We start from the raw sequence: 26,441 nt of genomic DNA, 5'->3' as shown, positions 1-26,441 counted from the left end.
GATGAAACTGGTGCTGCTGGCCGAAGACGAGTACGGGAACGCGGAGGTCCTGCGCCTGCTGCTCGAAGCGGAAGGCTTTCGCGTGGCGCCGGCCTCCAACGGCAAGCTCGCCCTCGAGCTGCTGGGCGGCGAGAAGCCCGCGGTGATCCTCACCGATTTCATGATGCCGCACGTGACCGGTGGCGAGCTCGGGCAGGCGGTGCGTGCCAACCCGCTGCTGGAAGACATCCCGATCATCGTGATGAGCGGCACCCACGAGGCGGTGGTGCGCGAGTCGTTCACCGACTACGACGCCTTCGTCGAGAAGCCGTATGCGGCCGACAGCCTGCTGCAGCTGGTGGGCCACTTCGCGGTGCACGGCCGCGCCAACCAGGCCGGCGGCAACCCGGAGCTGGCGGCACCGAAGCTCGATGCGTCCTTGCAGCGCTTCCTGCGCGGGCTGAAGGTCTGAGGCTCACTCCACCGAACTGAACGACGCCGACAGGCGCTGCGCCGGATCGACAGGCGGCACGCTCATCGGCGGCGCGGGTGGCGGCAGCCACCCGATGTCGAGGGCCGAGACCCGCGCGCGTGCGAAGGCATGCGCATCGGCGAGGTAGTCCCAGCGCTCCACCACGCAGGCGCCCACCGGCAGCACGCCGCCCCAGCGGATCAGGTTGACCGAATTCGGGATGCCTTCGCGCACCCGGCTCGACACCGCCGTGCCCGCCTGCACCACCCACAACCGGCGCTTGAGCGCGAGGCTGCGGCCGAAGAGCGGCATGACGAAAGGCAGGTGGATGTGGCCGCCGAGGATCAGGTCGGCCCCGGCTTCGGCCCAGCGCTGCAGCGCATCGTCCAGCGGGCCGCGCAGCCGGTCGTGCGCGTCCTGCGGGCGCTCCACCGCGATCGGCTGGTGCATCACCACGATGCGCAGCTGACCGGGCCGCGCGAGGCGCAGCTCGCTTGCCACGCTGTCGACCTGCCCCGGCGACAGCACGCCGTTCTTGTGGCGGCTCGGCCGCGTGGTGTTGAGCGCGATCACGCGCAGGCGGCTCGAGTCGTGCACGCCGGCCACGTCGGGGAATTCGCGCAGGTAGTTGGCATAGGGCCGGAACATGCGCGCGAAGACGTTGAAGAGCGGGATGTCGTGGTTGCCCGGGATGACGAGCGTGCGCGGCGTGTTGAGCCGGTCGACGAACTCGCGCGCGGCGCGGAACTGCGCGCGGCGGGCGCGCTGCGTGATGTCGCCCGACAGCACCACCAGCTCGGGCCGGTGCGTGTCGGTCAGGCGCAGCAGCGCGTCGCACACCTCCGGCTGCTCGGTGCCGAAGTGCGGGTCAGAGATGTGCAGCAGCATGTTCGACCGCTTCGGTGCGCGTGACCACCGCACCCGGCTTCAGCAGGTAGAGCGGCCGCGGCGACACGCGGAACTCGAGCGGCGCACGCATCAGGCAGATCTCGCCATCGGTGGCCACCTTCACGCGGCGTGCGCCATACGGCAGCCAGGGCTGCACCGTCATGTGCTGGAACTGGAAGCTCTCCACCTCGTCGGCTTCCGAGAGCTTGCCCAGCGCGCTGTTCCACATGAGGCGCACCAGGCCCCAGGTGCTGGTGGGCTTGAGCATCACCGCGGCCACGCGGCCGTGCTCGATGCCGCGCGCTTCGGGCAGGCCCACCTGCTGCAGCTGCAGGCGGTTGTTGCCGACGAAGAGCGTGGCCGTGCGCACGTCGCGCACCGCGCCGCCGCGCTCGATGCGCAGGCGCAGCTGGCGGTGCTCGCGCAGCAGCGTGGCCCCGGCGGCGAAGAGCGCCACGATGCGGCTGCGGCCGAAGCGCTGCTTGTAGGCCTCGCGGTCTTCCAGCAGCTCGGGGTAGAGGCCGAGGCTCGCGTTGACGAGGAAGACGCGGTTGTTGATCAGCCCCACCTGCACCGGCTGCGCCTGCGCGTTGAGCAGCGCCGAGACGGCGGCGGCGGTGTCTTGCGGGATGCCGTGCGTGCGGCTGAAGTAGTTGAAGGTGCCCTGCGGCAGCACGCCCATCGGGCAGCCGGCGTCGTGGGCGGCCTGGGCCACGGCGTTGATGGTGCCGTCGCCACCCGCGGCCACGATCACGCCGCCTTGCGCCGTGGCCTGCGAGGCGAGGCGCTGCGCGGTGCGCGGGATGTCCGCACCACGCTGCACCATCTCGATCCGGTAGCGCCGGCCCGATTCGGCCAGCCGCTGGCCGATCAGCGCATAGGTCGCCTGGGCATCGTCGCGGCCCGAGGCCGCGTTGAGCAGGACGTGGAGCGGGCTGTCGTGGAAGGAGCTGTGGCGCATCCTCCACCTTGGGGCAATTGGCGTGCCGTGGAGGCGGCAGGCGGGCCGAGCGCCGGGCCGCCCCAAGCCGGCCCGCATTCCCTCGGGGGATCGGTCGACGTACCCGTCGACCGAGGGGCCGTCATCCTCGCATGCGGGCCTCCCGCTCGGCCTGGGCGACCGGGTCCCACACGTGGCGGGGCCCGATGAAGGCACCACCATCCACGAGAAGGTGCTCACCCGTCACGAACGCCGACTCGTCGGAGGCAAAGAAGAGCACCGCCTTGGCAATGTCTTCCGGCAAGCCTGCCTTGGCGATGGGCTGCGCGTTGGGCGCGCCCTTGGCCATGGCGGCCTTGACCATCGGCGCGGCCGCGGGCGGCACACGCTCCGGGTTGGCGGTGAAGATGTTGGTGAGGATCAGCCCCGGGCACACCGCGTTGACGCGGATGTTGCTGCGCGCGAGCTCAGCCCCGGCGATGCGGGTGAGGTGGATCACGCCGGCCTTGGCCACCGAATACGCGATCGGCGCTGCGCCCGATTGCACGCCCGCGATCGACGCGGTGTTGACGATGGCACCGCCGCCGCGCCGCTTCAGGTGCGGCACCGCGTAGGCGATGCCGAGTGCCACCGAACGCAGCAGCAGGTTTTGCGTGAAGTCCCAGCCCTCGGCCGTCATCTCGGCGATGGTGGCGGGCGTGCCGCCGGCGCCGGCGTTGTTGAAGACGATGTCCAGGCCCCCGAAGCGCTCGACCGCCGCGGCCATCAGCGCCTCGATCTGCGGCGCTTCGAGCACGTTGCAGTGCTGGAAGGCGACCTGCCCGCCGAAGCGCTCGACGAGCGCAGCACCGTCGGCGTCGTTGATGTCGCCCACCATGACCTGTGCGCCTTCGGCAACGAATTTCTCCACCGTGCCCAGGCCGATGCCCGAGCAGCCCCCGGTGATGACGGCCACCTTGTTCTTCAAACGATCCACCACGAGCAGCTCCCTCCGCTGCGCCCCCGGAGCACCATGCGCCGGGCTCAGCGCGCGTCATGCGTGCGGCGTTGTATCACGGGGGAGGGTGTTTGCTTGTCGCTTGGCAAGCATCTTCGGCCGATGTGGACGCGGGTGTTCCGTCAGGTGCCACGCGGGCGCCTGGCGCGTTGCTCGTCGGCCTGTTTCTTGATGCGCGCCTCGGCCGCATCGGCATAGGCTGCGCAGCTCATCGGCCGCGGGTGGGGCTGTGCGGCATCGGCGTAGTGCCAGCCGCTCTGGTCGGGGTGGGGCGTGATCAGCAGGTCGCAGGGCAGCTGGCGCACGATGGCGAAGCTGCGCGCATAGGCGTCGAGCAGTTGCGGGTAGGCGGCGTTTCCGACGAGCGTGTAGCCGGGCGCGCTCAGGCTGTCGACGTAGGCGATGCGCAGCGGCGCGCCGTGGCGCGTGTCGGTCCAGGTCCAGCTCATGCTGCCGGGCGTGTGGCCCGGTGTGAACGCGACGGTGAAGCGCATGGTGCCGAGCGAGACGGTCTCGCCGTCCTGCAGCAGCCGGTCGGCCTGCACCGGCGGGTAGGTGATGCCATCGGCGAAGTGGATGTCGCCGCTGCCGCCACGCGCGAGCAGTGCGGCCGATTCGGCGTTGCTGACCAGGCGCGCACCGGTGGCCCGCTTGAGCGCCGCGAGCGGCCCCACGTGGTCGGCATGCGCGTGGCTGTGCAGGATGAGCTTCAGCTCGTGCGGTGCGACGCCCAAGCGCTGCAGGTGCGCGACCAGCAGCTCGGCGGCCTGCGGCATGCCGCCATCGATCAGCACCGCGCCCTGCTCGGTCTTGATGAGCAGGCTCGTGATGTCGGCGGTGCCGATCTGCCAGGTGCGGTCGGCGATGCGCAGCGGCTCGATCGGCGTGAGCCAGCTGGCGGGGACTTCGTAGGCCTTGAGCTGGGGGAGTGGGGCTTGTGCGCTGGCGCTCAGGCTGGCCGCGACGAGAAGGAAGGCGAGTGCTTTCATGTCCGGCGATCTTAGGCAGGGCCCGAAGGCCCTGCCGTCAGAACGCCGGTGTCAGAAGGCCGGTGTCAGAACGCGGGGACGAGCGAGCCGTTGAAGCTCGACTGCACGAAGGCCTTGACCTCGGGCGACTGGAAGGCCTTCACCAGTTTCGGCACCCAGGGCTTGTCCTTGTCCTGCGTGCGCACGGCCAGCAGGTTGGCGTAGGGGCTCTTCGCGTCTTCGATCGCGATGGCATCGCGCGTGGGCACGAGCTTGGCCTGCACCGCGTAGTTGGTGTTGATGGCGCTCGCGTCCAGGTCGTCGAGCGAGCGCGGCAGCTGCGCGGCCTCGATCTGGACGATCTGCAGGCCCTTGGGGTTGTCGACCACGTCGGCCACCGTCGCGCTGATGCCGGCACCGGGCTTCAACTTGATCACGCCGTACTTCTGGAGGAGCGCGAGCGCACGGCCGCTGTTCGACGGGTCGTTCTGGATGCCGACCTTCGCGCCCTTGGGCAGGTCGGCGAGCGACTTGTGGCGCTTGGAATAGAAGCCCATCGGGAAGGTGACGGTGTCGCCCACCGGCGTGATCTTGTAGCCGCGCGCCTGCAGCTGCGACTGCAGGTAGGGCAGGTGCTGGTAGCTGTTGGCGTGCACGTCGCCCGCGTCGAGCGCGGCATTGGGCTGGATGTAGTCGTTGAACTCGACGATCTGCAGCGTGAGGCCGTCGCGCGCGGCGACCTTCTTCGCCACTTCGGCGATCTGTGCGTGCGGGCCGGCGGTGACGGCGATCTTGATCGTCTCCTGCGCATGGGCGGCGAGCGTGGCGAAGGCGAGGGTGGCGGTGAGGAAGAGGCGGGTCAGCATGGGTCTTGGCAAGGGATCAGCGAGAGGATCAGAAAGCATGCGCCGCCTGCAAGGCCTGGCGCACGCGGGTGGCGTGGTGGTGGTGCTGCGGGTGCTCGCGTTCGCGCGGGCGGGGCAGGTCGATCGTGAGCTCGCTGCGGATGCGCCCGGGGTGGGCTTCCATCACCAGCACGCGGTCGCTCACGTGCACCGCTTCGTCGATGTCGTGCGTGACCATCAGCACCGTCACGCCGTGTGCCTGCGCGAGCTGCAGCAGCAGGTCCTGCAGCTTGATGCGGGTGAACGCGTCGACGGCAGAGAAGGGCTCGTCGAGCAGCAGCAGCGAGGGCCGCACGAAGAGGCCGCGCGCGATGGCCACGCGCTGCGCCTGCCCGCCCGAGAGCTGCTTGGGCAGTGCATGGCTCAGTCCGTCGAGGCCCACTTCGCGGATGAGCGCGGCCACCTGCGGATCATGCTGGCCGCCGTCGCCCAGGTCGAAGGCCACGTTCTGCGCGACGGTGAGCCAGGGGAAGAGGCGTGGCTCCTGGAAGACGACGCGGATCTCGGGCGTGAGCCCGGTGCAGCGGTGGCCGCGCAACCACACGCCGCCCTCGGCCTCGGTGTCGAGCCCGGCAATCACGCGCAGCAGCGTGCTCTTGCCGCAGCCGCTCGCGCCGACCAGCGAGACGATCTCGCCTTCCTGGAGGTGCAGGCGCACGTGGCTCAACACCTCGCGCTCGCCATAGCGCTTGTGTTTCAAATCCACTTCCAAAAGAGTGCTCATGCGCTGCGCGCCGAATCAAAGGTGTCGCGCCACGCGAGCCAGCGCCGTTCGACCCAGGCCATGCCGGTGTCGGAGAGCTTGCCCAGCAGCGCGAGCAACACGATGGCCGCGAGCACGATGTCGGCCCGGCCGGTCTCGCGCCCATCGGTGAGCAGGTAGCCGAGGCCGCGCGTGGCGGCGATCAGCTCGGCGGCGACCATGAACATCCACGCGAGGCTCAGGCCGTTGCGCAGCCCCGTCATCACCGACGGCAGCGCCGCCGGCAGCAGCACGCGCCGCACCAGCGCGAGCTGCGACAGCCCGGCCATGCGCGCCACTTCCACCAGCTTGCGGTCGACGTCGCGAAAGCCCGAGGCCACACCCATGTAGACGGGGAAGAAGGCGCCGATGGCGATCAGCGTGAGCTTGGGCGCTTCGTCGATGCCGAGCCAGAGCAGCAGCAGCGGCACCCAGGCGAGCGAGGGGATGGCCCGCAGCGCCTGGAAGCTCGGGTCGAGCAGGCGCTCGGCCCGGTGGTTCAGGCCCACCAGCGCGCCCACCGCGAGCGCAAGACCCGCACCGACGATGAAGCCGGTCACGACACGCAGGCTGCTCGCGCCCACGTGCAAGACGAGGCTGCCCTGCTGCAGCAGCCACCACAAGGTGCTGAACACCTCGCTCGGCGGCGGCAGCAGGTTGGCCGCCACCCAGCCGGCGCGCGACACCGTTTCCAGCAACATCAGCACCGAGACCGGCACCACGGCCCCCAGCCACAGGCGCGGCAGGCGCCAAGCGCGCGAGGGCGCGTGGCGTGGCGTGCTCAATCCCGCGGGCAGCGATGACATCTCAGGCCTTGGCGAGCAGGTTGCGCGAGAACTGCGTGTCGACCAGCTCGGTCACGATCCTGTTGAGATCGGTGCCGGGCTTGACCAGCTGTTCGTCGAGCAGGATGGGCGAGGCCGACTGCAGCGCCTTCACATGCTCGGACGAGGGCACCGGGTTGCTCAGGTCGGTGCGCGCCTTGATCTGCAGCAGCGCCACCGGCAGCGAGACCTTGGCCTCTTCCGACAGGATCTGCGCCGCCTGGCTCTGGTTGGACAGGACCCACTGACGCGCGCGCTCGTAGCCGGCGATCACACGCCGCACCTCCGCCGGGTGCTTCGAGAGGAAGTCTTCCCGCACGTTGAGGAAGCCGTAGGTGTTGAAGGCCACGTTGCGGTAGATGAGCCGGGCGCCCGACTCCAGCTCGCTCGCGGCCATCAGCGGGTCGAGCCCGGCCCAGGCGTCGACGCGACCCTGCTCCAGCGCGGCGCGGCCGTCGGCGTGCTGCAGCGGCACGTGCTCGATGTCGCTGCGCTTCAGGCCCACGGTGTGCAGCGCACGCAGCAGGAAGAGGTAGGGGTCGGTGCCCTTGGTGGCGGCGATCTTCTTGCCCTTCAGGTCGCGCAGCGTCTTGATGGGCGAGTTCTTCGGCACCACGAGGGCTGTCCACTCGGGGCGCGAGAAGATGTAGGGCGTCTTGATCGGGTTGCCGTTGGCCTTGGACAGCAGCGCGGCCAGGCCCGCGCTGGAGGCGATGTCGACCGAGTTGCTGTTCAGGTACTCGAGCGCGCGGTTGCTGCCGGCGCTGAGCGTCCACTTGACGGCGATGCCGTCCTTCTTGAAATCTTCTTCCAGCCAGCCGAAGCGGCGCAGCACCAGGCTCGTGGGTGAGTAGTAGGCGTAGTCGAGGCGCACCTCCTTGGGCGCATCGGCGGCGCGCAGGACGGCGGGCAGGGCGAGGGCGCTGCCGGCGGCAGCGCTCAGGAGTTGACGGCGTTTCATGGCTGGGGAGCGCTCCAGATGTCGACGGTGGTGGCCTTGAGTTCACGGTTGATGAGGCCGGCCTCGCGGAAGGTGTCGGCGATGCGTTGCAGCTCGCCCAGCTCGTTGCGCACGACGGGCACGATGGCGTAGCTGCGGCGGCTGTTGACCTGGTCCACGGTCGCGGCAGGCACGTTGCCCCAGATGGGCGACAGGCGCGTCGCGGCCTCGGCCGGGTTGGCCTTGACCCAGCGGCCGGTGGCCTGCAGCTCGTCGAACACGACCTTGAGCACCTGCGGGTGTGCCTTGGCGAAGGCGGTGGTCGCGGTGTAGTAGCGGCTGTACTCGACGTTGGTGTTGCGGCCATCGGCGAGCACGCGGCTCTTGCCCGACTGCAGCTGCACGCCGAGCAGCGGGTCCCAGATGGAGATCGCATCCACCGCACCGCCGTTGTATGCGGTCACGCCGTCCTGCTGGTCGAGGAAGCGCAGGTCGATGTCGGTCGGCTTCAGGCCGGCCTGCTTCAGGGCGGTGAGCAGCAGGTAGTGCGCGCCGGCGCCCTTGAGCACGGTCACGCGCTTGCCCTTGAGGTCGGCAATGCTCTTGATCGGGGACTCGGCCGGCACGATCACCGCCTGCGCCGACGGGGCCGATGTCTCCTTGGCGAAGTAGGTGAGCGGTGCGTTGGCCGCCTGCGTGAAGAGGATGTAGGCATCGGCCACGTCGGCGTGGATGTCGACGCTGCCCGTGTTGAGCGCCTGCAGCAGCGCGTTGCCGTTCAGCTCGTGCCAGCTCACGTCGTAGCCGAGCGGTGCGAGCTTCTTCTCGAGCGCGCCGCTCGCCTTGATGAGCGTGAGCAGTGTCGACGAACGCTGGAAGCTGATGCGCACGGTCTCGCGTGCCTGGGCCGCGGTGCCGGCCAGGGCCAGCGCGGTGGCGACGAGCAGGGCGCGCCGCCAGGGTTGGAAGAAGGATCGTGTCATGGTGAAGGTGAAGTGGAAGAGGTTCAGGACGCGAGGGCGGCTTCGGGTTGCGGTGTGGCCGGGGCGGCGCGGCCGAGCGACACCTTGTGCGCCGCGTGGCTCGCCGGCAGGCGCGGGCCACGCCGGAACAGCTTGCTGCGCAGCGTGCCCTGCGGGTACTCGGTGCGGTAGCGGCCACGCCGCTGCAGCTCGGGCACGAGGTGCTCGACCACGTCGCGCATGGTCTCGTGGGCGATGGCGTAGGTGAGGTTGAAGCCGTCGATGCCGGTCTCGTCGACCCAGGACTCGAGCTCGTCGGCCACCTGCTTCGCGTCGCCGGTGATGACCGGCCCGCGGCCGCCCAGGCCGATGAAGCGTGCGGCCTCGCCCACCGTCCACTTGCGCGTGGGGTCGGCCTGCGTGAAGGAGGCGAGCGCGGCGCGGCCGGAGTCGGTGTCGAGGTACTCGATGGTCGCGTCGTGCGGCGTGCGGCTGAAGTCCACGCCCGTCCAGCCCGACAGCAGCGCGAGCGAGGCCTCGGTGTCGATGTGTGCCTCGTACTCGGCGCGCTTGGCGCGCGCCTCGGCTTCAGTCGCGCCGGTGATGACGAGGGCCTGCGCATAGATGAGCAGGCTCTGCGGGTCGCGCCCTTCGTCGGCCGCGGCTTGCCGCAGGTCGCGCACGTAGCGCGCGATCACCGCCTTGCTGGGGCCGCTGACAAACACGCACTCGGCATGCCGTGCCGCGAACACCTTGCCGCGCGAGGAGGTGCCGGCCTGGTAGAGCACCGGCGTGCGCTGCGGCGATGGCTCGCAGAGGTGGATGCCCGGCACCTGGTAGTGCTCGCCGAAGTGGGCGATGCCGTGCACCTTGGCCGGGTCGACGTAGACGCCGCTCGCGCGGTCGCGCCGCACCGCGTCGTCTTCCCAGCTGTGCTCCCACAGCTTGTAGACGACCTCCATGTACTCGTCGGCCTGGTCGTAGCGGTCGTCGTGCGGACGGCGCTGCACACCGAGGTTGCGCGCGGCGCTCTCGAGGTAGCCGGTGACGATGTTCCAGCCGATGCGGCCGCGCGTGAGGTGGTCGAGCGTGCTCATGCGGCGCGCGAACGAGTACGGGTGCTCGTAGCTCAGCGCGCAGGTCACGCCAAAGCCCAGGTGCTCGGTCACCTGTGCCATCAGCGGCACCAGCAGCAGCGGGTCGTTGAGCGGGATCTGCACGCCGTGGCGCAGCGCGGCCTCGGGCGAGTTGGCGTAGGTGTCGTTCACGCCCAGCACGTCGGCGAGGAAGACGCCGTCGAAGAGGCCCTTCTCCAGCAGGCGCGCGAGCACCACCCAGTGCTCGGGGTCGGTGTAGCGGTGCGTGGTGTCGCGCGGGTGCGTCCACAGCCCGGGTGACTGGTGCGAGGCCGCGTTCATCTGGAACGCGTTGAACCGGATCTGCTGGGCCATGTGCTTCAGCGCCCTGCAGCGGCGCCGAGCGCCTGCTGGTAGTCGGTCTTCACGAAGCCGGCGAAGTGCTTCTCGGTGACGGCGAGGAATTCCTTCGAGCGGTAGGCCTCGGCGATGTCCTTCGCCCAGGCGGCGTCACGGTCGGCGGTGCGCACGGCCACCAGGTTCTGGTAGGTCGGGCCGGTCTTCTCGAGCACCAGCGCTTCGGTGAGCTTCAGGCCCGAGGCGAGCGCGAAGTTGCCGTTGACGAAGGAGTAGTCGGTGTCGCCCAGCGAGCGCGGCAGCTGCGCCGCTTCGATGGGCACGAGCTTGATCTTCTTGATGTTCACGGCCACGTCTTTCTCGGAGGCGCGGATCGGGTCGGTGCCCTCCTTCAGCTTCACCCAGCCGATCTCCTGCAGCACCACCAGCGCGCGGGCGGCGTTCGTCGGGTCGTTGGGCAGGGCGACGAGTGCGCCTTCCTTCACGTCGAGCGTCTTGTGCTTCCTGCTGTAGAGCGCGATCGGCGCGGTGGGCACCTTGAGCAGCTCGCTCAGCGCGAGCTTGTGCTCGGTGGAAAACTTCTTCAGGTACACCTCGTGCTGGAAGGCGTTGGCATCGAGCGCGCCTTGCGCCAGCGCGTGGTTGGGCTGGATGTAGTCGTTGAACTCGACCACCTTCACGCTGTAGCCCTTCTTCTCGAGCAGCGGCTTGATGCCGAGCTTGATCTGGTCGGCGTACGGCCCGGCGGTGGCGCCGAAGACGAGCTCCTTCTTCTGCTGGGCGTGGGCCTGCGAGGCGAGGGTGATGGCGGCGAGCGTGGCGATGATGAGCGAACGGCGAAGCATGAAAGGAAACATGGAAAGAGAGGTCCTTAGCGTTTGTCGAGTCGGCGTGCGAGGTGGTTGCCGGTGAACTGGATGATCTGGACCAGCACGACGAGCAGCGCCACGGTGAGCACCATCACGTCGGTCTGGAAGCGGTAGTAGCCATAGCGGATGGCGAGGTCGCCGATGCCGCCGCCCCCCACCACGCCGGCCACGGCCGAGTAGGAGAGGAAGCTGATCGCAAGCACCGTGAGCGCGAGCACCAGGCCCGAGCGCGCCTCGACCAGCAGCACCCGCGACACGATCTGCAGCTCGCTGGCGCCCATGGCATGGGCCGCCTCGATCACGCCGCGTGGCACGTCGCGCAGGTTCTGCTCGACCAGGCGCGCGAAGTAGGGGATGGCGGCGAACGACAGCGGCACCGCGGCCGCCACCGGCCCGATGGAGGTGCCGGCGATCACGCGGGTGAAGGGCACGAGCGCGACCAGCAGGATGATGAACGGGAACGAGCGCACGGTGTTCACCACCCAGCTCAGCGCATTGAAGAGCGCCGGCCGGTGCAGCGATTGTCCAGGCCCCAGCAGGAAGAGCAGCACCCCGAGCGGCCCGCCGAGCAGCACCGCGGCCGAGAGGCCGATGCCCAGCATCACGAATGTCTGCCCGGTGGCCAACCACAGCTCGGGGAGGATGGCGACGATGTTCGACAGGTCAGGCCACCACTCAGGCATACGCCGCCTCCAGTCGCGCCAGTTCGTCGCGCACGTCGGCCTGCGCGACCTGTTGCGCCAGCTCGCGGCCGAGCGCGGTGCGTGGCGAGAGCTGCGGGTCATGCAGCGCCAGCTCTTCGGCCACTTCGCCGCGCTCGATCACCGCCGCATGCCGGCACAGTGCGCGAACCACCGCGAGCTCGTGCGTCACGATCACGATGGTCACGCCCAGGCGCTGGTTGATGTCGCGCAGCGTGTCGAGCACCGAGCGGGTGGTCTCGCTGTCGAGCGCCGAGGTGGGCTCGTCGCACAGCAGCACCTGCGGGTCGGTCGCGAGCGCGCGGGCGATGGCCACGCGCTGCTTCTGGCCGCCGGAGAGTTGCGCCGGGTGGCTGTCGATCTTGTCGCTCAGTCCCACGATGTGCAGGCACTCCCGCACACGGCGGAAGATCTCGCCCGAGGCCCACTTGCCATGGATGCGAAGGGGAAAGGCGACGTTGTCGAACACGGTCGCGTTCTGCAGCAGGTTGAACTGCTGGAACACCATGCCCATGGTCTGCCGCGCGGCGCGCAGCTCGCGCTTGCCCAGCGCCGTGATCTCGCTGCCGCCGACGAAGACACGCCCGCTGTCCGGCTGCTCCAGCCGGTTGATCAGCCGCAGCAGCGTGGACTTGCCGGCACCGCTGGTGCCGATCAAGCCGTAGATGTCGCCGCTGCGCACCTGCAGCGAGACGTTGCGCACGGCCTCGAAGGGCTCGCCGTTGGGCAGCACGAAGCGCTTGGACACGCCCTCCAGCCGAATGGCGATGGAAGGCTCGACGATCGACAAGGTGCTCATGAATAAGCCGTCGGTTCAGGCCACGCGCCGGTCAGCACGTGGCGGCCGATGTCGCGCAGCTTGTAGTCGATGGGGTCGTGCAGCGTGTGCACCCGCACGTTGCGCCAGAAGCGGTCGAGGCCGTAGCGGGCCGAGGTGGAGCGGGCGCCGGTCAGCTCGAAGAGCTGCGAGCTCACTTCCACGCCTGCGCGGTGCGCGAGCACCTTGGCCTCGGCCACCGCAATGGCCACTTCGCCACGGTCGCGCGCGGTGACCTCGTCGCCGCGGCGGAAGGCCTGATCGAGCAGCGCGGCGGCGGTGTCGGCGAGTGCGATGGCGGGGCGCAGGCGCAGCCACAGCTCGGCATAACGCTGCTGCACGAAGGGGTCGTCGCTGGAGTGCGTCACGCCCGAGGCGAACCAGGGCTTGGCTTCTTCGCGCGTGTAGCGGCGGGCTTCGTGGAAGGCGCCGAGGCCGATGCCGAGGTAGAGGTTCACGAGCACGAGCTGCGCCACCTGCGATCGCAGCGTGGCCTTCGGCGTGGGCGTGGTGCCGGGCGCCTGCAGCACCTCGTGGTGGCCGATCAGCACTTCGTGGAAGTCGACGTTGCCGCTGTCGGTCTGCTTCTGGCCGAAGGCGTCCCAGTCGGCCTGCACGCTCACGCCGTCGCGGCGCGTGGGCACGGCACCGATGAGCAGGCTCTGCGTGGGCTCGTGCCAGGCCGAGACGGTGAGCTGGTCGGAGCCCACCGAGCCCGAGGCGAAGCTCTTCGTGCCGTGCAGGAGGTAGCCGCCGTTGACCTCGGTGGCCCGCAGGCGCTTGTCGAGCGGGTTGAGCGCGTTGCCCCAGAACCAGCGCTGCGTGACCGTGTCCCGCAGGAGGCGCGACTGCTGGTCGGGCGTGCCGTAGAGACGCACGCCCGCGAGCTGCAGGTGGTGGAAACCGAACAGGTGCGCGAGCGCGCTGTCCACTTCGGCCAGGCGACGCAGGGCTTGGTACATCGTGGCCCAGTCGGCGCCCTGGCCACCGTGGGCCTTGGGGATGGTGAGGGTGAGCAGGCCGCTCGCGCGGATCAGCTCGCGTTCGTGGGCGGCGTGGCCGCCGGCGCGGTCGCGCTCCACCGCGGTGGCGGCGAGCGACTGGGCCAGCGACTCGACGGTGTGGTGCACCGGCGGCGAGGCGGGGGCCTCGTCGGTGAGCTCGTGGCGAGGGAGTGGGATGACGAGAGACATGGCATGCAGTGTTCCCGTCGACCTCGCTGCTGGGAACGAAGCAAAACGTTTGTGGTTCTGCGCAATTCAGACAAGGTGAACAGACAAGGTCAATCGATCACGATGAGAATCGCGGCATGACGACTGCCTTGCCCGTGATCGATGTGAGCGCGCTGGTCGACCCGAGCGCACCAGCCGCCGCCCGTGCGCAGGTCGCACGCGAGCTCGATGCGGCGGCCCGGAGCCTCGGCTTCTTCTACGCCGCCCACCACGGCGTGCCCGATGAGCTGGTGCAGCGGCTGGTGCTGCTCTCGCGCACCTTCTTCGCCTTGCCCGAAGCCGAGAAGATGAAGACGCCGATGTCGGCCGGCGGTCGCGCGTGGCGCGGCTTCTTCCCGCTCGGCGGCGAGCTCACCTCCAATCGGCCCGACTGGAAGGAAGGCCTCTACCTCGGCAGCGAGCTCGGCCCCGAGCACCCGCGCGTGCAGCAGGGCGTGATCCTCCACGGCGCGAACCTGTGGCCGCAGGTGGAAGGCCTGCGCGAGACGGTGCTCTCGTACCTGGACGCGATGTCGCAGCTCGGCCAGGCGCTGATGCGCGGCCTGGCGATGGGCCTCGGCCTGCCCGAGCGTTATTTCGCCGAGCACGGCACCGCCGACCCGCTGCTCCTGCTGCGCCTCTTCAACTACCCGAGCCGCCCGGTGCCGAAGGAGTCCACCGCGCAATGGGGCGTGGGCGAGCACACCGACTACGGCCTGCTCACCATGCTGTGGCAGGACGACGTGGGCGGCCTGCAGGTGCGAACCGACAGCGGCTGGGTCGAGGCCCCGCCGATCGCCAACACCTTCGTGTGCAACATCGGCGACATGCTCGACCGCATGACCGGCGGTCGCTACCGCTCGCTGCCGCACCGCGTGGCGATCAACACCAGCGGGCGCGACCGGCTGTCGATCCCGCTCTTCTTCGACCCCGACTTCGACACCGTGGTGCAGCCCGTGCCCGGCAGCGGCCCGGGCGTGGACGACAGCGGCCGGCGCTGGGACGGCGCCAACCTGCAGGCCTTTCAGGGCACGTATGGCGACTACGTGACGGCGAAGGTGGGCAAGGTGTTCCCTGACCTGAAGAAGGCGGTCGACGGCTAGCGCTGCATGCCCCAGCGGCGCACGGTCGCTTTCTCGAGCGTGTCGAAACCCAGCGTCTCCACCAGCAAGCCGATCAGGATCACGCTCGCGAGACCGGCGAACACGCGGTCGGTGTAGAGCTCGTTGCGGTTCTGGAAGATGTACCAGCCCAGGCCCCCGCGGCCCGACGACGCGCCGAAGAAGAGCTCGGCCGCGATCAGCGTGCGCCAGGCGAAGGCCCAGCCGATGCGCAGGCCCGAGAGGATGGCCGGCAACGCCGAGGGCACCAGCAGGAAGACGACGTAGCGCAGCCCACGCAGGCCGTAGTTGCGCCCCGTCATGCGCAGCGTCTCGGGCACGCCCTGGAAGCCGCTGTAGGTGGCGAGCGCCAGCGGCCACAGCACCGAGTGGACGAGCACGAAGACGAGGCTCGCCTTGCCGAGCCCGAACCACAGCAGCGCCAGCGGCAGCAGCGCGATCGCCGGCAGCGGGTTGAACATCGAGGTGAGGGTGGACAGCAGGTCGCGCCCGATCTGGGTCGACACGGCCAAGGCGGTGAGCGCAAATGCCGCCACGATGCCGAGCGCATAGCCTTGCAGCAGCAGCGCGATCGAGATGCTGGCCTTGTCGATGAGCTCGCCGCTTGTGATGCCGTCGGCGAAGGCGCGTGCGGTCTGGCTGAAGGTGGGCAGCAGCAGCTCGTTGGCGGCGATGCGGGCGACCGCCTCCCACAGCGCGGCCAGCACGACGAGGATCAGCCCCTTGCGCACCGCGCCACGTTGCCACAGTCGCTTGAGCGGTGGCAGCACCCGCTCGGGCGCGGCGTCGTGGTCGAGCGGTGGCAGCACATGCTCCACCTCGGGCCGGATCGGGGGCGAGAGCGTGCTCATGGGGTCTCGTGGAACAGCAGGTCGTGGATGCGGTGCGCCTGCGCCTGGAAGTCGGCGCCGCCCACGCTGTGCAGGCCGAACTGGTGGGCGTTGAGCTCGGCGCGCACACGCCCCGGCCTGGGTGAGAGCACCACGATGCGATGCCCCAGCACCAGCGCCTCTTCGATCGAATGGGTGACGAAGAGCAGCGTGAAGCGCACCTCCTCCCACAGCGCGAGCAGCTCCTCCTGCATGCGCCGGCGCGTGAGCGCGTCGAGCGAGGCGAAGGGCTCGTCCATCAGCAGCACCTTGGGCTGCATGGCGAGCGCGCGGGCAATCGCCACGCGCTGCTTCATGCCGCCCGAGAGCTGGTGCGGGTATTCGTGGGCGAAGTCGGCGAGGCCCACCTTGCGCAAGGCATCGAGCGCCCGGTCGCGTGCCTCGGCCTTGGGCAGCTTGCGGCCGGTGACGAGCGGGAACATCACGTTGGCCAGCACCGTCTTCCATGGCGGCAGCTGGTCGAATTCCTGGAACACCACGATGCGGTCCAGCCCCGGCTCGCGCACGGCCGCGCCTTCGAGTCGGATCTCGCCTTCGCGCGGCGGCAGGAAGCCGGCCACCGCCTTCAGCAGCGACGACTTGCCGCAGCCCGAGGCGCCGAGCAGCACGAAGCGTTCGGCACGGTGCACGTCGAAGCTCACACGGTGGGTGGCGCGCACCACGCGCTCGCCGGTCACGTACTCGAGGGTCAGGCCATCGACCTGCAGCAGGGCCTGCTGCGGCACCGGCACCAGCGTGGCGTCTCGTGAGTCGCCCTCGCGCGTGCGCGGCGCCGTGTCATCGGCGGCGGGCAAGGCGCTGCGCAAGGCCTGGGCGTTCATTTCAGCTGCCCGACTGGTTGTGGGCGTCGTCGAAGAAGTAGTCCTTCGCCGAGGCCGGCTTGTTCTTGATCGCGCCCACGCGGTGCATGAACTCGGCCAGGGCGTAGGTGTTCTGCGGCGCAAGCTTGAACTCAACCTCGGGGCTCTTGATGATCGACAGCAGCAGCGCACGGTCGATGTTCGACTTGTTGGTACGGATGAAGATGTCGGCCGCGAGCTCGGGGTTGGCGCGCACGAGCCTGGCGGCTTCGGCCAGGCCGTCGACGAAGGCCTTGTAGGTCTTCGGGTTCTCCTTGCGGAATTTTTCGGTCGCGTAGAGGACGGTCGCCGACGACGGGCCGCCCAGCACGTCGTAGCTCTTGAGCACGATGCGCGCGGCCTTGTTGCCGGCCAGGCCCTGTTCCTGGAAAGGCGGGTTGCCGAAGTGTGCGGTGATCTCGGTGCCGCCCTTGATGATGGCGGCGGTGGCCTCGGGGTGCGGCAGCGCGACCTGCAGGCGGTCGAGCTTGTTGTACTGCGCGTCGCCCCACAGCTTGGCCGAGGCGAGCTGCAGCACGCGCGACTGCACCGACACGCCCACCGCCGGCAGCGCGATGCGGTCGGCGTCGGTGAAGTCGGCAATCGTCTTCACCTTGGGGTTGATGCTGGTCAGGTAGTACGGGAAGTTGCCGAGCGAGGCCACGCCGCGCACGTTCTGCTTGCCGTGGGTGCGGTCCCACAGCGTGAGCAGCGGGCCCACGCCCGCGCCGCCGATGTCGATGGAGCCGGCGAGCAGCGCTTCGTTCACCGCCGCGCCGCCCGAGAGCTTCACGAACTCGACCTTGAGGTCGAGGCCGGCCGCCTTGCCCTGCTTCTCGAACAGCTGCTGGTCCTGCGCCACGTTGAGCAGCAGGTAGACGATGCCGAACTGCTCGGCGATGCGCAGCGTGCCTTCGGCGCGTGCGGGCAGGGCGAGGGTGGCAGACAGCAGGGCGAGGCCCAGGGCGGCCAGGCCGCGGCGGATGGGAGACATCAGGGTTCCTTGTGGACGGGAGAAATCAGAACGGCACGTCGCCTTCGATGGTGGTGCGGTTGAGGCGGCGGCGCAGGTGATCGGGGCAGCCGGCGGCCAGGTGCATCAGCGAGCGGTTGTCCCAGAACACCATGTCGTGCGCCTGCCAGACATGGCGGTACAGGTGCTCGGGCTTCACGCTGTGCGCGAACAGCTCGCCGAGCAGGGCCTGGCTCTCATCGTCGGGCAGCCCTTCGATGCGTGTCGTGAAATGCTCGCTGACGAAGAGTGCCTTGCGGCCGGTCTCGGGGTGCGTGCGCACGATGGGGTGCAGCACCGGGGCCACCTCGGCGATCTGCGCCTCGGTGAGCTTGGGCCGCCACGGGTTGCGCGCGCGCAGCGCTTCGTACTTGGCGAGGTAGGAGTGCTTGGCACGCTTGCCTTGCACCGCCTGTTTCAAATGCGCGGGCAGCGTGTCCCACGCGAGGTGCATGTTGGCGAAGAGCGTGTCGCCGCCCTCGGCCGGCAGCTCCTGCGCATGCAGCATCGAGCCGAGGCTCGGCTTCTCCTTATAGGAGAGGTCGGAGTGCCAGTAGTGGCCGGCATCGCCCAGCCCGATGGGCTGGCCCTGGTCGTCCTTGATGTTGGAGACGACCAGGATCTCCGGGTGCCCCGGCAGCTGGAACTGGCGCAGCACGTGGATCTGCAACGGGCCGAAGCGGCGGCTGAACTCGATCTGCTGCGCGGGCGTGATGCGCTGGTCGCGGAAGACCAGCACATGGTGGTCGAGGTGCGCGCGGTGGATGCGGCGGAAGTCGTCGTCGGCCAGCGGCTGCGAGAGGTCCAGCCCCAGCACCTCGGCGCCGAGCGCTGCGTGCAGCGGGCGGATCTGCAGCGTGCGGGTGGGCGAGGCGGCGAGTGTGGACATGCGGAAAGCGGAACGGCGCAATGCGGGCTGGCCAGCTTAGGCGCCCGCCCCGCTCAGCCGAACGAAGCGTTCCGCATGTCCTTCATCGGTGGGTGCATGAAATCCAGCAGGCCCGGTGTGCGATGTGCATCAGATCTGCACCCGGGTGCCCAGCTCCACCACCGCGTTGTGCGGCAGGCGGAAGAAGTCGGCCACGCCGCCGGCGTTGCGCGACAGCGCGGCGAAGAGCCGCTCGCGCCACTGCGCCATGCCGGGGCCCGGCGTGGGCACCACCGACTCGCGGCTCAGGAAGTAGGTGGTCTCGAACATCGGCACCTCCACGCCGTGCTGCGCGGCGGCCTGCAATGCGGCCGGCACGTCGGGCGTTTCCATGAACCCGAAATGCAGGGTGACGCGCCAGAAGCCCGGCGCGAGCGGCTGCACCTCGATGCGCTGATCGGCCGGCACGAAGGGCACCGACGCGAAGTGCACCGTCAGCACCAGGTTGCGCTCGTGCAGCACCTGGTTGTGCTTGAGGTTGTGCAGCAGCGCGAGCGGCACCATGCCCGGGTCGGCCACCGCGTAGACGGCGGTGCGGCGGGCGCGCGGCAGCGTGGTGTCGCGCGACAGGCTGTCGACGAAGGGCTGCAGCGCCAGGCCGTCTTCGCGCAGGCGGTCGAAGAGCAGCGCACGGCCGCGGTACCAGGTGCTCATGCCGAGGTAGAGCAAGAGGCCCAGCACGAGCGGGAACCACCCACCGTCGAAGAACTTCACCGCACAGCCGGCGACCAGCAGCAGGTCGAGCCCGAGGAAGAAGGCCGTGGCCCCGGTCGCCACCGGTACCGGCAGGCGCCAGCCGTCGCGCACCACGAAGAAGGTGAGCACCGTCGTGATCAGCATGGTGAGCGTGACCGCGATGCCGTAGGCCGAGGCGAGCGCCGACGAGCTGCCGAAGCCGACCACCGCCGCCAGCACGCCGACGAGCAGCGCCCAGTTCACCGCCGGCATGTAGATCTGGCCGGCCTCGCTGGCCGAGGTGAAGCGCACCGCCATGCGCGGCAGGAAGCCGAGCTGGATGGCCTGGCGCGTCATCGAGTACGCGCCCGAGATCACCGCCTGCGACGCGATGATCGCCGCCAGCGTGGCGAGGATCACCGCCGGCAGCAGCCACGACGACGGGAAGAGCCGGTAGAACGGGCTTTCGATCGCCTGCGGGTTGCCGATCAGCAGCGCCCCCTGGCCCATGTAGTTGAGCGCGAGGCAGGGCAGCACGAGACCCGTCCACGCGAGGCGGATCGGCCGCTTGCCGAAGTGGCCCATGTCGGCGTAGAGCGCCTCCGCGCCGGTGAGCGCGAGCACGATGGCGCCCACGGTGGCCAGCAGGTGCCAGCCACGCTCGATCAGGAAATGCCACGCTTCCAGCGGGTTGAGCGCCGCCAGGATGCCCGGCTGATGCGCCACCTGCACCGCGCCAGTGACGCCCAGCGTCACGAACCACAGCACGATCACCGGGCCGAAGAATCGCCCGACAAGCGTGGTGCCGAAACGCTGGATGGCGAAGAGTCCCACCAGGATGGCGACGGCCACCGGCACGACGAAGGGCTTGAGCCCCGGCTCCAGCACCTTCAGGCCTTCGACCGCGCCGAGCACCGAGATGGCCGGCGTGATGACGCTGTCGCCATAGAAGAGCGTGGCGCCGAAGACGCCGAGCAGCAGCAGCGCGTGTTTCAACGCCGGCCGGCCCGCGACCGCGCTGCTCGCAAGCGCCGTGAGCGCGAGGCCGCCGCCTTCGCCGTGGTTGTCGGCACGCAGGATCAGCACCACGTACTTGAGCGTGACGACGAGCATCAGCGCCCAGAAGATCACCGACACCGCGCCGACCACGTGCGGCGCATCGAGCGGCACGCCGGTGTGCGGGGCGAACACCTCCTGCATCGTGTAGAGCGGGCTGGTGCCGATGTCGCCGTAGACGACGCCGAGTGCGCCGAGCGTGAGGGCGGCGAGCCCCTGCCGGCGCGCGTCGGTCGAGGCGGCAGAGGGGGGAGAGGTGGTGAGGGTGGCGCTCATCGCAGGCTGCTTTCGGTGGAAGACACCACCGCAGCATCTGCGCCCCCGCATCAGGAACGCATAAGCATCGTGTGCGTCAGGCTTCCGGCGACGCGAGGCGGTAGCCCACGCCGGGCTCCGTCAACAGCCAGCGCGGCGCGGCGGCGTCGTCGCCGAGCTTCGCGCGCAGCTGGCCCATGTAGAGCCGCAGGTAGTGCGTGTGCTGCACGTACTCGGCGCCCCACACGTCGGCCAGCAGCTTCGCGTGCGTGACCACCTGGCCGGCGCTGCGCACCAGCCGCGCAAGCAGGCGGAACTCGGTGGGTGTGAGGTGCAGCGCCTGGCCGTCGAGCTGCACGCTGTGCGCGGCGAGGTCGACCTCCAGCCCCGCGTGCGCATAGCGTGTGATGGCCGGCTGCGCCGCGCGGCCCCGGTGGCGCAGTGCCACGCGCATGCGTGCGAGCAGCTCGCCGATGCTGAAGGGCTTGACGAGGTAGTCGTCGGCCCCCTGGTCGAGCAGGGCCACCTTCTCGCCTTCGGCGCCACGCGCCGAGATCACGAGCACGGCCGTGTCGCGCCCCCGGCACAGCGTGGCGAGCAGGGTGCTGCCATCGGCGTCGGGCAGGCCCAGGTCGAGCAGCACCAGCTCGAAGGGCGGCGAGGCCTCGGCATGCCGCCACTGCGCCAGCGCGTCGGCGGCGCTCGCGGCTGTCTGCACCGCGTAGCCTTCCACCGCGAGCGCTTCGCGCAGGGTGGTGCGCAGCTCGCGGTCGTCCTCCACCAGCAGCACCCGTTCGTTCACGGCGGCGCGGCCTCCGATTCGGCGGGCAGGGCTGGCACCGCCTGCAGCGGCAGCCAGCACTCGAAGCTCGCGCCCCCATGGGCACGGGCGCGCAGGCGCAGCTCGCCGCCGTGGGCCTGCGCGATCGCACGGCACACCGCGAGGCCGACGCCGGCGCTGCGCGTGCGGGCGCCGTCGGGGCTCGGCCGGTCGTCGCCGCGCTGGAAGACCTGGAAGATGCGCTCGCGCCAGGCGAGCGCCACGCCGGGCCCGCGATCGCGCACCGCCAGCACCACATGGCCGGCCTGCGGGCGCACCAGCAGCTCGATCGGGCCTTCGGTGGCGTACTTCAAGGCGTTGTCGACCAGGTTGTCGAGCAGCTGCGAGATGAGCAGTGCATCGCAGCGCACGAGCGGCGTCTCCGGGTCCACCCGCAGGCGCAGGCGGCTCGCGTCCTCGTGCACGCCGTTGCGCGCACGGCGCCGCGCGAGCACGGCACCGGCCAGCTCCTGCGGCGATTCCCAGTCGAGCGTGAGCGCCATGCCCGGGGCGTCGAGGCGGGCGAGCTGCAGCGTGTTGTCGGTCAGGCGCGAGAGGTGGCGGCATTCCTGGTCGATGCTGTCGAGCAGGCGGTCCTGCTGCGCGGCCGACAGGCGCCCCTGCTGCTCGCGCAAGGCCGACGCCGCGCCGAGGATGGCGGCCAGCGGCGTGCGGAAGTCATGCGAGATCGCGGCCAGCAAGGCGTTGCGCACGTTCTGCAGCTGCGCTTCTTCCCGCGCCGTGTCGGCCAGGCGCTGGGCGAGCGCGCGCTGCAGCGCGAGGCCGAGCTGGTCGCACAGGGCCTGGGCCTGGGCGCGGGTGTCGGCGTCGGGCGTGGCGTCGAGCGTCAGCGGCACCATCGCCGCACCGAACGCCGCCTGCCGGCCGCGCAGCGGGAAGTAGCACTCGCGCAGCTCCGCGTGCCGCCCGGTGCCCGGGCCGAAGGCCTGGCCTTGACGCAGGCATTGCCACAGGCCTGAGCGCTCGTGCGCCGTGGGCTCGCCGAGCAGCAGCGCGGCGCTGTCGTCATCGCTCGCCGGCAGCGGGCCGTGCAGCACCAGCAGCCGGGGCGCCGTGCCGAGCAGCGCCTCGAGCGACGCAAAGAGCGCCCCCGCCTGCTGCGCCGGCTCCTGGCTGTCGCGCAGCGCCTCGCCGAAGCGCTGCAGCTGCTGCACCCGCTCGCCCTGGCGCTGCGCGTCGCGTGCCAGCGCGCGCTGGCGGCCCATCACCGCCGCGATGACCCACGAGACGGCGAGCATCGCGAGCAGCAGCAAGGCGTGCTGCGACAGGTCGACCGACAGGCTGTGCTTCGGCGACACGAAGAACCAGTTGAAGCCCAGCACCGAGCCCGCGGCCAGCATGCAGGCCACCACCGCGGGCAGCCAGAAGCTGGCGATGGCCGACGCCAGCACCAGCACCATCGCGAGGTTGGCCAGGTCGACCCGGCCTTCGAGCCAGCCCATCGCGGCCCAGCCCAGCGCCCACGCGGCGAGCCCGAGCGGCCAGTCGCGCAGCGGGGGGTGCAGGGAAGTCGAAGCTGTCGTCATGCCCGAAAAATAGCAGGGCGGGCGTCAGGACGGCATAAGGGACGGCGGGCCGCGTTCGTCCTCCCCCTTGCGGATGCGGTGCCACGCGCGAAGCTTGAGCATCGTGCCCAGATGTCGTCACCGTCGTGGCGGCGCTGGGGAGATGGCCATGGCGTTCTCGACTTCCGCTGCTGATGCCTTGAAGTTCCGGTTCAGGAAGACCGGTGGGGCCAAGATGGTCATGCGAATCGCGGTGTGGCGCGACCCGGGCACGCCGCAGCAGGAGCGCGTGCGGCTGCTCTTCGTCGGCAGTGCGCCGAGCAAGGTCGAGACGCCCGCGCCGCTGGAGGCGCTCGGTGCCGGCAAGTACCAGGTGGTGGCGGTCATCATGGTCGAAGAGGCCGTGAGCGGCACCTACGACTACGAGGCCTCGCTGAACGGCCATGTGTTCGCGGCCCGCTCGGGCGACGTCAACACCTCGGCGGGGCTCGACGTCGAGCCCTTCATCCACCGCGAGAACCTCACGGTCACCTGAGGGGACGCGCGATGAAGTCCATGCTGAACCTGCTGCTTCATGCCGCGGTGGCGGTGCTCGTGTTGCTGTCGCTGCCGGCGCTGGCGCAAACAGCACCCGCCGCGGCGGCCAAGACCGACCCGGTCGTGCTGCTGAAACAGGCGACCGGGCAGGACGCCGCCAGCCTGAAGGACTTCCTCGCCGACCAGGGTGCGGCGAGTGTCTCCGCCGCCGCCCTGGCCGGCATCGGCACCACGCCGCTCACCGTGGTGCAGGACACCAAGGACTTCGCCGTGCTGCTCAGCCCGTTCGGAAAAGAGGGCAAGGGCGGCGGCTTCGTCATCACCCCGGCGCGCGTGCGCAACCCGCTGCCGCGCATCGACCTGATGACCGAGTACGTGCCCAGCGTGTGGTGGCGCATCGCCGCGGCCACCAACATCAGCGGCGCGCAGGGCAAGGGCGACATCGGCGGCAAGGAGTACCGGCGTCGCGCCTTCGCGATCGCCACCGGGGCGTACATCGACAAGGACGACGATCCGATCTACCAGCGTGCGGTGGCCACGGTGGTGAGGAGTGCCACTGGTGAACTGGTCGGCGATGCCTGCTTTGTGGCTTTCGACAACGCCGTGAATCCGAAGCCCGGTGACGAAACCGGGACTGCCGGCGCTTCCATGATTCCGGACGAGGCCAAGGCGACCGCCACCTACAAGGCCTGCGTCGAGAAGGTCTACGCCGATTCGCGCAACCGCTGGTTCGCGCCGCGCTGGTCGCTGGCGCTCGGCACGGGCGATGCGCAGCCGACCGCGGGCGGCGAGTCGGTCCGCATCGGCGACGTCGTGGTGCTGGGGGTCACCTACGGTCGCCCGTGGCGCACCACGGCTCAGGGTGCGGCCAACCCGGCCGCCGCGGGCTTTCTCTCCGGCTGGGCCATCACGCTGGTGGCGCGCCACACCCGCAAGGAACCCGTGCTCGCGTCCTTGAGCACCGGCCCCGTGCAGTACCAGGACACCACGCTGCTCGTCGGCCGCCTCGCGGCCGGCACCGAGAGCTGGCGGCTGATGCTCGAAGCGAGCGACAACGACCAGAAGAAGGCCGCCGGCGGAGAACGCACGCTCAAGCAGGCCGTGGGGCTCGACTGGCGCGTGGCCAAGGACACCTGGCTCAACGTGCGCTATGGCAAGCGCGACAAGGCGACGGGCAGCGGCGACGAAGGAGCGGCGCTGCTCAGTCTCACGCTCGGGGGCGATCTGCTGACGTTCTGAGGGCGCGTCAGCGCGCTGGTGGCAGCTCCGCGCGGCGCGGCGGGTTGGCCCCGCGCCGTGAGCAGGTGATGGCCGCGGCCTGCACCGCGAATCGCAGCGCCTCGTGCAGCTGCGTGCTGCTCAGGTGGCCCAGGGTTTCATGTGCGAGCAGCTGGTGCTCCAGCAGCCAGGTGACGAGCGCGGCGTGGAAGCTGTCGCCCGCGCCCACCGTGTCGACCACCGCGACCGGCACGGCCGGCACACGCGCTGCGGCGGGGCCGCTGAAAGCCTGCGCGCCGTCGCCGCCGAGGGTCACCACGACGAGCTTCACGCCTTGCTTCAAGGCCTCGGCCGCGAACTGCTCGACGCTCGTGCCGGGCCGCAGCAGCGCCAGGTCTTCAAGGCTGATCTTGAGCAGGTGGGTGCGCGGCAGCATCCAGCGCAGCATGTCGCGCCAGCGCTCGACATCGGGCTCGACGTTGAGGCGCACGTTGGGGTCGTAGCTGATCGGCGTGCGGGTGTGTTCGCGCTCGACGAGTGCGCGCAGCGTCGCGGCGGTGGGCTCGACGATCGTGGTGTACGAGCCGATGTGCAGGGCGCTCATCGTCGCAGGCAGCAAGGAAAGCATCTCGGGCACGAGCTGCCGATCCGCGGCGCCGTGGCCGTAGAACGAGTACGCCGGCACGCCGTTCGCGTCGGTGCCGACGAGGCTGAGCGTGGTGGGCGCGTCGGTGCGCGGGGTGATGTCGACGTGGACACCTTCGTCGCGCAGGCCCTGCATCAGCCGCTCGCCGAGGAAGTCGCGCGACACCGGGCCGAAGAAGCCCACCGGCTGGCCCAGGCGCGCCAGGCCCACCGCGGCGTTGAAGGGAGAGCCGCCCATGCGGGCATCGAGTGGCATGCCGGTCGCATCGCGCTCGCGCGCGAACACGTCCATCAGGGCTTCACCGCAGACGACGAACATGCTCCTGTCCACCGATCAGTGGCGGCCGAAGCGGTGCTCGGTCTGCCGGCGGAACTCGCTGGGCGTGAGGCCCTTGATCTCGAGGAAGCGCCGGTTGAAGTTGGCCACGTTGTTGAAGCCGACCTCGTAGCAGATGTGCGTCACGCGGCGGTCGGTCTCCATCAGCAGATGGCAGGCGCGGTTGATGCGGACGCGGTTGACGAAGTCGGTGAAGGTGTTGCCGGTGGCACGACGGAAGAGGCGCGAGAAGCGGCTCTCGCTCAGGCCCAGCTCGGCGGCGGCTTCAGCGGCCGAAAACGGCGTGGCCATGTCGCCCGAGATGCGGTCGACGATGACGCCGATGCGGTCGAGCTCGGTGTCGCGCTCGTCGCTCTGCATCTGCACGCTGCTGAGCAGGCGGTAGTCGGTGCAGCGCGCCAGGTCGCCGAGGAAGTCGCAGAAGGCCGCGAATCGCTGCAGGCCGCGTGCCTGCTTGAGGCTGCGCCAGTGCGCCTCGGCGCGCTCCGAGAGGCCGAAGAATTCGATGCCGTGGCGCGAGCGCTCGAGCAGCGGCATCACCTCGGCCAGCTCGGGGATCATCTCGACCGCATGCGCGATCGGCTCGTGGCGGAACTGGATCACCAGGTCACGCTCGGGCACGCCGCCTTCGGGCAGGTCGAGCGAGACCCAGTTGTGCGGCAGGCGTGGCCCGCACAGCACCAGGTGGCCGGGCTGGAAGGGGCCGATCCAGTCGCCGACGAAAGCCTTGCCCGAGGTGGCGGTGATGAGGTGCAGCTCGTACTCGTCGTGGAAGTGCCAGCGTGCGAGCGGCGTGGGGAAGCCGTGCGACAGGCAGCGCAGCATGCCGATGTCTTCGGCGGCCTCGTAGCCGAGCGAGGTGGGGCGGGCGTAGTCGAGCTCCAGCTCGGGCTGGCGCTGGCGGGGCAGGTGGCGAGGGCGTAGCGTGGGCATG

Annotated in this window: 27 protein-coding genes; 4 read left to right on the top strand and 23 right to left on the bottom strand. The window is 70.1% G+C overall.

The window, feature by feature from the left end; genetic code table 11:
- The first annotated feature begins 1 nt into the window (after nt 1).
- Nucleotides 2-451 (top strand): response regulator, encoded by a 450-nt coding sequence (locus tag JI745_RS12990; RefSeq protein WP_201807154.1) that lies wholly within the window; start codon nt 2-4, stop codon nt 449-451.
- Nucleotides 452-454: 3 nt separating this feature from the next.
- Here JI745_RS12990 and JI745_RS12985 read toward each other — a convergent pair whose 3' ends face one another.
- The 14 genes from JI745_RS12985 to JI745_RS12920 all read right to left on the bottom strand — a co-directional run bounded on the left by JI745_RS12985 (nt 455) and on the right by JI745_RS12920 (nt 13,630).
- Nucleotides 455-1,339, bottom strand: coding sequence for a metallophosphoesterase (locus JI745_RS12985; protein WP_201807151.1), 885 nt, complete (start codon nt 1,337-1,339; stop codon nt 455-457).
- Complete coding sequence (locus JI745_RS12980; protein WP_201807148.1) at nt 1,320-2,300, bottom strand: diacylglycerol kinase family protein; 981 nt, start codon at nt 2,298-2,300, stop codon at nt 1,320-1,322. The genes JI745_RS12985 and JI745_RS12980 overlap by 20 nt, the downstream gene beginning before the upstream one ends.
- A 121-nt stretch (nt 2,301-2,421) precedes the next feature.
- A complete protein-coding gene (locus JI745_RS12975) occupies nt 2,422-3,258 on the bottom strand; it encodes an SDR family NAD(P)-dependent oxidoreductase (RefSeq protein ID WP_201807145.1) in 837 nt (278 codons plus the stop codon).
- Nucleotides 3,259-3,398: 140 nt separating this feature from the next.
- Complete coding sequence (gene bla / locus JI745_RS12970) at nt 3,399-4,265, bottom strand: subclass B3 metallo-beta-lactamase (RefSeq protein WP_201807142.1); 867 nt, start codon at nt 4,263-4,265, stop codon at nt 3,399-3,401.
- A 65-nt stretch (nt 4,266-4,330) separates the two neighbouring features.
- Nucleotides 4,331-5,110: a MetQ/NlpA family ABC transporter substrate-binding protein gene (locus JI745_RS12965; protein WP_201807139.1), complete on the bottom strand. Its 780-nt coding sequence runs from the start codon at nt 5,108-5,110 to the stop codon at nt 4,331-4,333.
- A 28-nt stretch (nt 5,111-5,138) separates the two neighbouring features.
- Nucleotides 5,139-5,873 carry an ABC transporter ATP-binding protein gene (locus JI745_RS12960; protein WP_201807136.1) on the bottom strand — a complete coding sequence of 245 codons (735 nt, stop codon included), beginning with the start codon at nt 5,871-5,873 and terminating at the stop codon, nt 5,139-5,141.
- Nucleotides 5,870-6,697: an ABC transporter permease gene (locus JI745_RS12955; RefSeq protein ID WP_201807133.1), complete on the bottom strand. Its 828-nt coding sequence runs from the start codon at nt 6,695-6,697 to the stop codon at nt 5,870-5,872. The genes JI745_RS12960 and JI745_RS12955 overlap by 4 nt, the downstream gene beginning before the upstream one ends.
- A gap of 1 nt (nt 6,698) precedes the next feature.
- Nucleotides 6,699-7,676, bottom strand: coding sequence for an aliphatic sulfonate ABC transporter substrate-binding protein (locus JI745_RS12950; protein ID WP_201807129.1), 978 nt, complete (start codon nt 7,674-7,676; stop codon nt 6,699-6,701).
- Nucleotides 7,673-8,638, bottom strand: a complete 966-nt coding sequence (locus JI745_RS12945) for an aliphatic sulfonate ABC transporter substrate-binding protein (protein ID WP_201807126.1) — start codon at nt 8,636-8,638, stop codon at nt 7,673-7,675. The genes JI745_RS12950 and JI745_RS12945 overlap by 4 nt, the downstream gene beginning before the upstream one ends.
- A gap of 23 nt (nt 8,639-8,661) precedes the next feature.
- Nucleotides 8,662-10,068 (bottom strand): LLM class flavin-dependent oxidoreductase, encoded by a 1,407-nt coding sequence (locus tag JI745_RS12940; RefSeq protein WP_201807124.1) that lies wholly within the window; start codon nt 10,066-10,068, stop codon nt 8,662-8,664.
- 5 nt (nt 10,069-10,073) lie between these two features.
- Nucleotides 10,074-10,895: a MetQ/NlpA family ABC transporter substrate-binding protein gene (locus JI745_RS12935; RefSeq protein ID WP_201807122.1), complete on the bottom strand. Its 822-nt coding sequence runs from the start codon at nt 10,893-10,895 to the stop codon at nt 10,074-10,076.
- A 26-nt stretch (nt 10,896-10,921) separates the two neighbouring features.
- On the bottom strand, nt 10,922-11,602 hold the full coding sequence (locus JI745_RS12930; RefSeq protein ID WP_201807119.1) for a methionine ABC transporter permease: 681 nt from the start codon (nt 11,600-11,602) through the stop codon (nt 10,922-10,924).
- A complete protein-coding gene (locus tag JI745_RS12925; protein WP_201807115.1) occupies nt 11,595-12,419 on the bottom strand; it encodes a methionine ABC transporter ATP-binding protein in 825 nt (274 codons plus the stop codon). The genes JI745_RS12930 and JI745_RS12925 overlap by 8 nt, the downstream gene beginning before the upstream one ends.
- Nucleotides 12,416-13,630, bottom strand: coding sequence for an acyl-CoA dehydrogenase family protein (locus JI745_RS12920; protein ID WP_201807112.1), 1,215 nt, complete (start codon nt 13,628-13,630; stop codon nt 12,416-12,418). The genes JI745_RS12925 and JI745_RS12920 overlap by 4 nt, the downstream gene beginning before the upstream one ends.
- 116 nt (nt 13,631-13,746) lie before the next feature.
- Between JI745_RS12920 and JI745_RS12915 the strand changes: the two genes are divergently transcribed.
- Nucleotides 13,747-14,751, top strand: coding sequence for an isopenicillin N synthase family oxygenase (locus tag JI745_RS12915; protein WP_201807101.1), 1,005 nt, complete (start codon nt 13,747-13,749; stop codon nt 14,749-14,751).
- On the opposite strand, the gene JI745_RS12910 is transcribed toward JI745_RS12915, so the two are convergent.
- From JI745_RS12910 to JI745_RS12880, 7 genes are all read right to left on the bottom strand, one after another.
- Nucleotides 14,748-15,620, bottom strand: a complete 873-nt coding sequence (locus JI745_RS12910; RefSeq protein ID WP_201807099.1) for an ABC transporter permease — start codon at nt 15,618-15,620, stop codon at nt 14,748-14,750. The two genes, JI745_RS12915 and JI745_RS12910, sit on opposite strands and share 4 nt — an antisense overlap.
- Nucleotides 15,617-16,480, bottom strand: a complete 864-nt coding sequence (locus JI745_RS12905; RefSeq protein ID WP_201807097.1) for an ABC transporter ATP-binding protein — start codon at nt 16,478-16,480, stop codon at nt 15,617-15,619. Before JI745_RS12905 ends, JI745_RS12910 begins: the two co-directional genes overlap by 4 nt.
- Nucleotide 16,481: 1 nt before the next feature.
- The gene (locus JI745_RS12900) at nt 16,482-17,492 is read right to left on the bottom strand and encodes an ABC transporter substrate-binding protein (protein WP_201807095.1); all 1,011 of its coding nucleotides are present in this window, start codon (nt 17,490-17,492) and stop codon (nt 16,482-16,484) included.
- A gap of 25 nt (nt 17,493-17,517) precedes the next feature.
- On the bottom strand, nt 17,518-18,399 hold the full coding sequence (locus tag JI745_RS12895; RefSeq protein WP_201807093.1) for a TauD/TfdA family dioxygenase: 882 nt from the start codon (nt 18,397-18,399) through the stop codon (nt 17,518-17,520).
- A 129-nt stretch (nt 18,400-18,528) separates the two neighbouring features.
- A complete protein-coding gene (locus JI745_RS12890; RefSeq protein WP_236674983.1) occupies nt 18,529-20,445 on the bottom strand; it encodes a potassium transporter Kup in 1,917 nt (638 codons plus the stop codon).
- 76 nt (nt 20,446-20,521) lie between these two features.
- Nucleotides 20,522-21,226: a response regulator gene (locus tag JI745_RS12885; protein ID WP_201807088.1), complete on the bottom strand. Its 705-nt coding sequence runs from the start codon at nt 21,224-21,226 to the stop codon at nt 20,522-20,524.
- Entirely contained in the window at nt 21,223-22,791 is a 1,569-nt protein-coding gene (locus tag JI745_RS12880; RefSeq protein WP_201807086.1) for an ATP-binding protein, read from the bottom strand. The genes JI745_RS12885 and JI745_RS12880 overlap by 4 nt, the downstream gene beginning before the upstream one ends.
- Nucleotides 22,792-22,939: 148 nt before the next feature.
- Between JI745_RS12880 and JI745_RS12875 the strand changes: the two genes are divergently transcribed.
- Together JI745_RS12875 and JI745_RS12870 are read left to right on the top strand one after the other, a co-directional pair.
- A complete protein-coding gene (locus JI745_RS12875) occupies nt 22,940-23,305 on the top strand; it encodes a hypothetical protein (protein WP_201807083.1) in 366 nt (121 codons plus the stop codon).
- An 11-nt stretch (nt 23,306-23,316) separates the two neighbouring features.
- Nucleotides 23,317-24,546, top strand: coding sequence for a hypothetical protein (locus tag JI745_RS12870; RefSeq protein ID WP_201807080.1), 1,230 nt, complete (start codon nt 23,317-23,319; stop codon nt 24,544-24,546).
- Between the two features lie 7 nt (nt 24,547-24,553).
- Here JI745_RS12870 and JI745_RS12865 read toward each other — a convergent pair whose 3' ends face one another.
- Together JI745_RS12865 and JI745_RS12860 are read right to left on the bottom strand one after the other, a co-directional pair.
- Nucleotides 24,554-25,489, bottom strand: coding sequence for a carbohydrate kinase (locus JI745_RS12865; protein ID WP_201807077.1), 936 nt, complete (start codon nt 25,487-25,489; stop codon nt 24,554-24,556).
- 15 nt (nt 25,490-25,504) lie between these two features.
- Nucleotides 25,505-26,440: a helix-turn-helix domain-containing protein gene (locus tag JI745_RS12860; protein WP_201807065.1), complete on the bottom strand. Its 936-nt coding sequence runs from the start codon at nt 26,438-26,440 to the stop codon at nt 25,505-25,507.
- Between the last annotated feature and the right edge of the window lies 1 nt (nt 26,441).

This window comes from Piscinibacter sp. HJYY11 (assembly GCF_016735515.1).
Taxonomy (GTDB): domain Bacteria; phylum Pseudomonadota; class Gammaproteobacteria; order Burkholderiales; family Burkholderiaceae_C; genus Rhizobacter.
The sequence above is the reverse complement of the archived record's forward strand: the minus strand, read 5'-3'. Positions and strand labels throughout refer to the sequence as shown.

Excerpts from the sequence above, each read along its gene's own strand:
- JI745_RS12990 (WP_201807154.1), top strand. The coding sequence starts at position 2 with ATGAAACTGGTGCTGCTGGCCGAAGACGAGTACGGGAACGCGGAGGTC.
- JI745_RS12985 (WP_201807151.1), bottom strand. The coding sequence starts at position 1,339 with ATGCTGCTGCACATCTCTGACCCGCACTTCGGCACCGAGCAGCCGGAG.
- JI745_RS12980 (WP_201807148.1), bottom strand. The coding sequence starts at position 2,300 with ATGCGCCACAGCTCCTTCCACGACAGCCCGCTCCACGTCCTGCTCAAC.
- bla (WP_201807142.1), bottom strand. The coding sequence starts at position 4,265 with ATGAAAGCACTCGCCTTCCTTCTCGTCGCGGCCAGCCTGAGCGCCAGC.
- JI745_RS12965 (WP_201807139.1), bottom strand. The coding sequence starts at position 5,110 with ATGCTGACCCGCCTCTTCCTCACCGCCACCCTCGCCTTCGCCACGCTC.
- JI745_RS12960 (WP_201807136.1), bottom strand. The coding sequence starts at position 5,873 with ATGAGCACTCTTTTGGAAGTGGATTTGAAACACAAGCGCTATGGCGAG.
- JI745_RS12955 (WP_201807133.1), bottom strand. The coding sequence starts at position 6,697 with ATGTCATCGCTGCCCGCGGGATTGAGCACGCCACGCCACGCGCCCTCG.
- JI745_RS12950 (WP_201807129.1), bottom strand. The coding sequence starts at position 7,676 with ATGAAACGCCGTCAACTCCTGAGCGCTGCCGCCGGCAGCGCCCTCGCC.
- JI745_RS12945 (WP_201807126.1), bottom strand. The coding sequence starts at position 8,638 with ATGACACGATCCTTCTTCCAACCCTGGCGGCGCGCCCTGCTCGTCGCC.
- JI745_RS12940 (WP_201807124.1), bottom strand. The coding sequence starts at position 10,068 with ATGGCCCAGCAGATCCGGTTCAACGCGTTCCAGATGAACGCGGCCTCG.
- JI745_RS12935 (WP_201807122.1), bottom strand. The coding sequence starts at position 10,895 with ATGCTTCGCCGTTCGCTCATCATCGCCACGCTCGCCGCCATCACCCTC.
- JI745_RS12930 (WP_201807119.1), bottom strand. The coding sequence starts at position 11,602 with ATGCCTGAGTGGTGGCCTGACCTGTCGAACATCGTCGCCATCCTCCCC.
- JI745_RS12925 (WP_201807115.1), bottom strand. The coding sequence starts at position 12,419 with ATGAGCACCTTGTCGATCGTCGAGCCTTCCATCGCCATTCGGCTGGAG.
- JI745_RS12920 (WP_201807112.1), bottom strand. The coding sequence starts at position 13,630 with ATGTCTCTCGTCATCCCACTCCCTCGCCACGAGCTCACCGACGAGGCC.
- JI745_RS12915 (WP_201807101.1), top strand. The coding sequence starts at position 13,747 with ATGACGACTGCCTTGCCCGTGATCGATGTGAGCGCGCTGGTCGACCCG.
- JI745_RS12910 (WP_201807099.1), bottom strand. The coding sequence starts at position 15,620 with ATGAGCACGCTCTCGCCCCCGATCCGGCCCGAGGTGGAGCATGTGCTG.
- JI745_RS12905 (WP_201807097.1), bottom strand. The coding sequence starts at position 16,480 with ATGAACGCCCAGGCCTTGCGCAGCGCCTTGCCCGCCGCCGATGACACG.
- JI745_RS12900 (WP_201807095.1), bottom strand. The coding sequence starts at position 17,492 with ATGTCTCCCATCCGCCGCGGCCTGGCCGCCCTGGGCCTCGCCCTGCTG.
- JI745_RS12895 (WP_201807093.1), bottom strand. The coding sequence starts at position 18,399 with ATGTCCACACTCGCCGCCTCGCCCACCCGCACGCTGCAGATCCGCCCG.
- JI745_RS12890 (WP_236674983.1), bottom strand. The coding sequence starts at position 20,445 with ATGAGCGCCACCCTCACCACCTCTCCCCCCTCTGCCGCCTCGACCGAC.
- JI745_RS12880 (WP_201807086.1), bottom strand. The coding sequence starts at position 22,791 with ATGACGACAGCTTCGACTTCCCTGCACCCCCCGCTGCGCGACTGGCCG.
- JI745_RS12875 (WP_201807083.1), top strand. The coding sequence starts at position 22,940 with ATGGCGTTCTCGACTTCCGCTGCTGATGCCTTGAAGTTCCGGTTCAGG.
- JI745_RS12870 (WP_201807080.1), top strand. The coding sequence starts at position 23,317 with ATGAAGTCCATGCTGAACCTGCTGCTTCATGCCGCGGTGGCGGTGCTC.
- JI745_RS12865 (WP_201807077.1), bottom strand. The coding sequence starts at position 25,489 with ATGTTCGTCGTCTGCGGTGAAGCCCTGATGGACGTGTTCGCGCGCGAG.
- JI745_RS12860 (WP_201807065.1), bottom strand. The coding sequence starts at position 26,440 with ATGCCCACGCTACGCCCTCGCCACCTGCCCCGCCAGCGCCAGCCCGAG.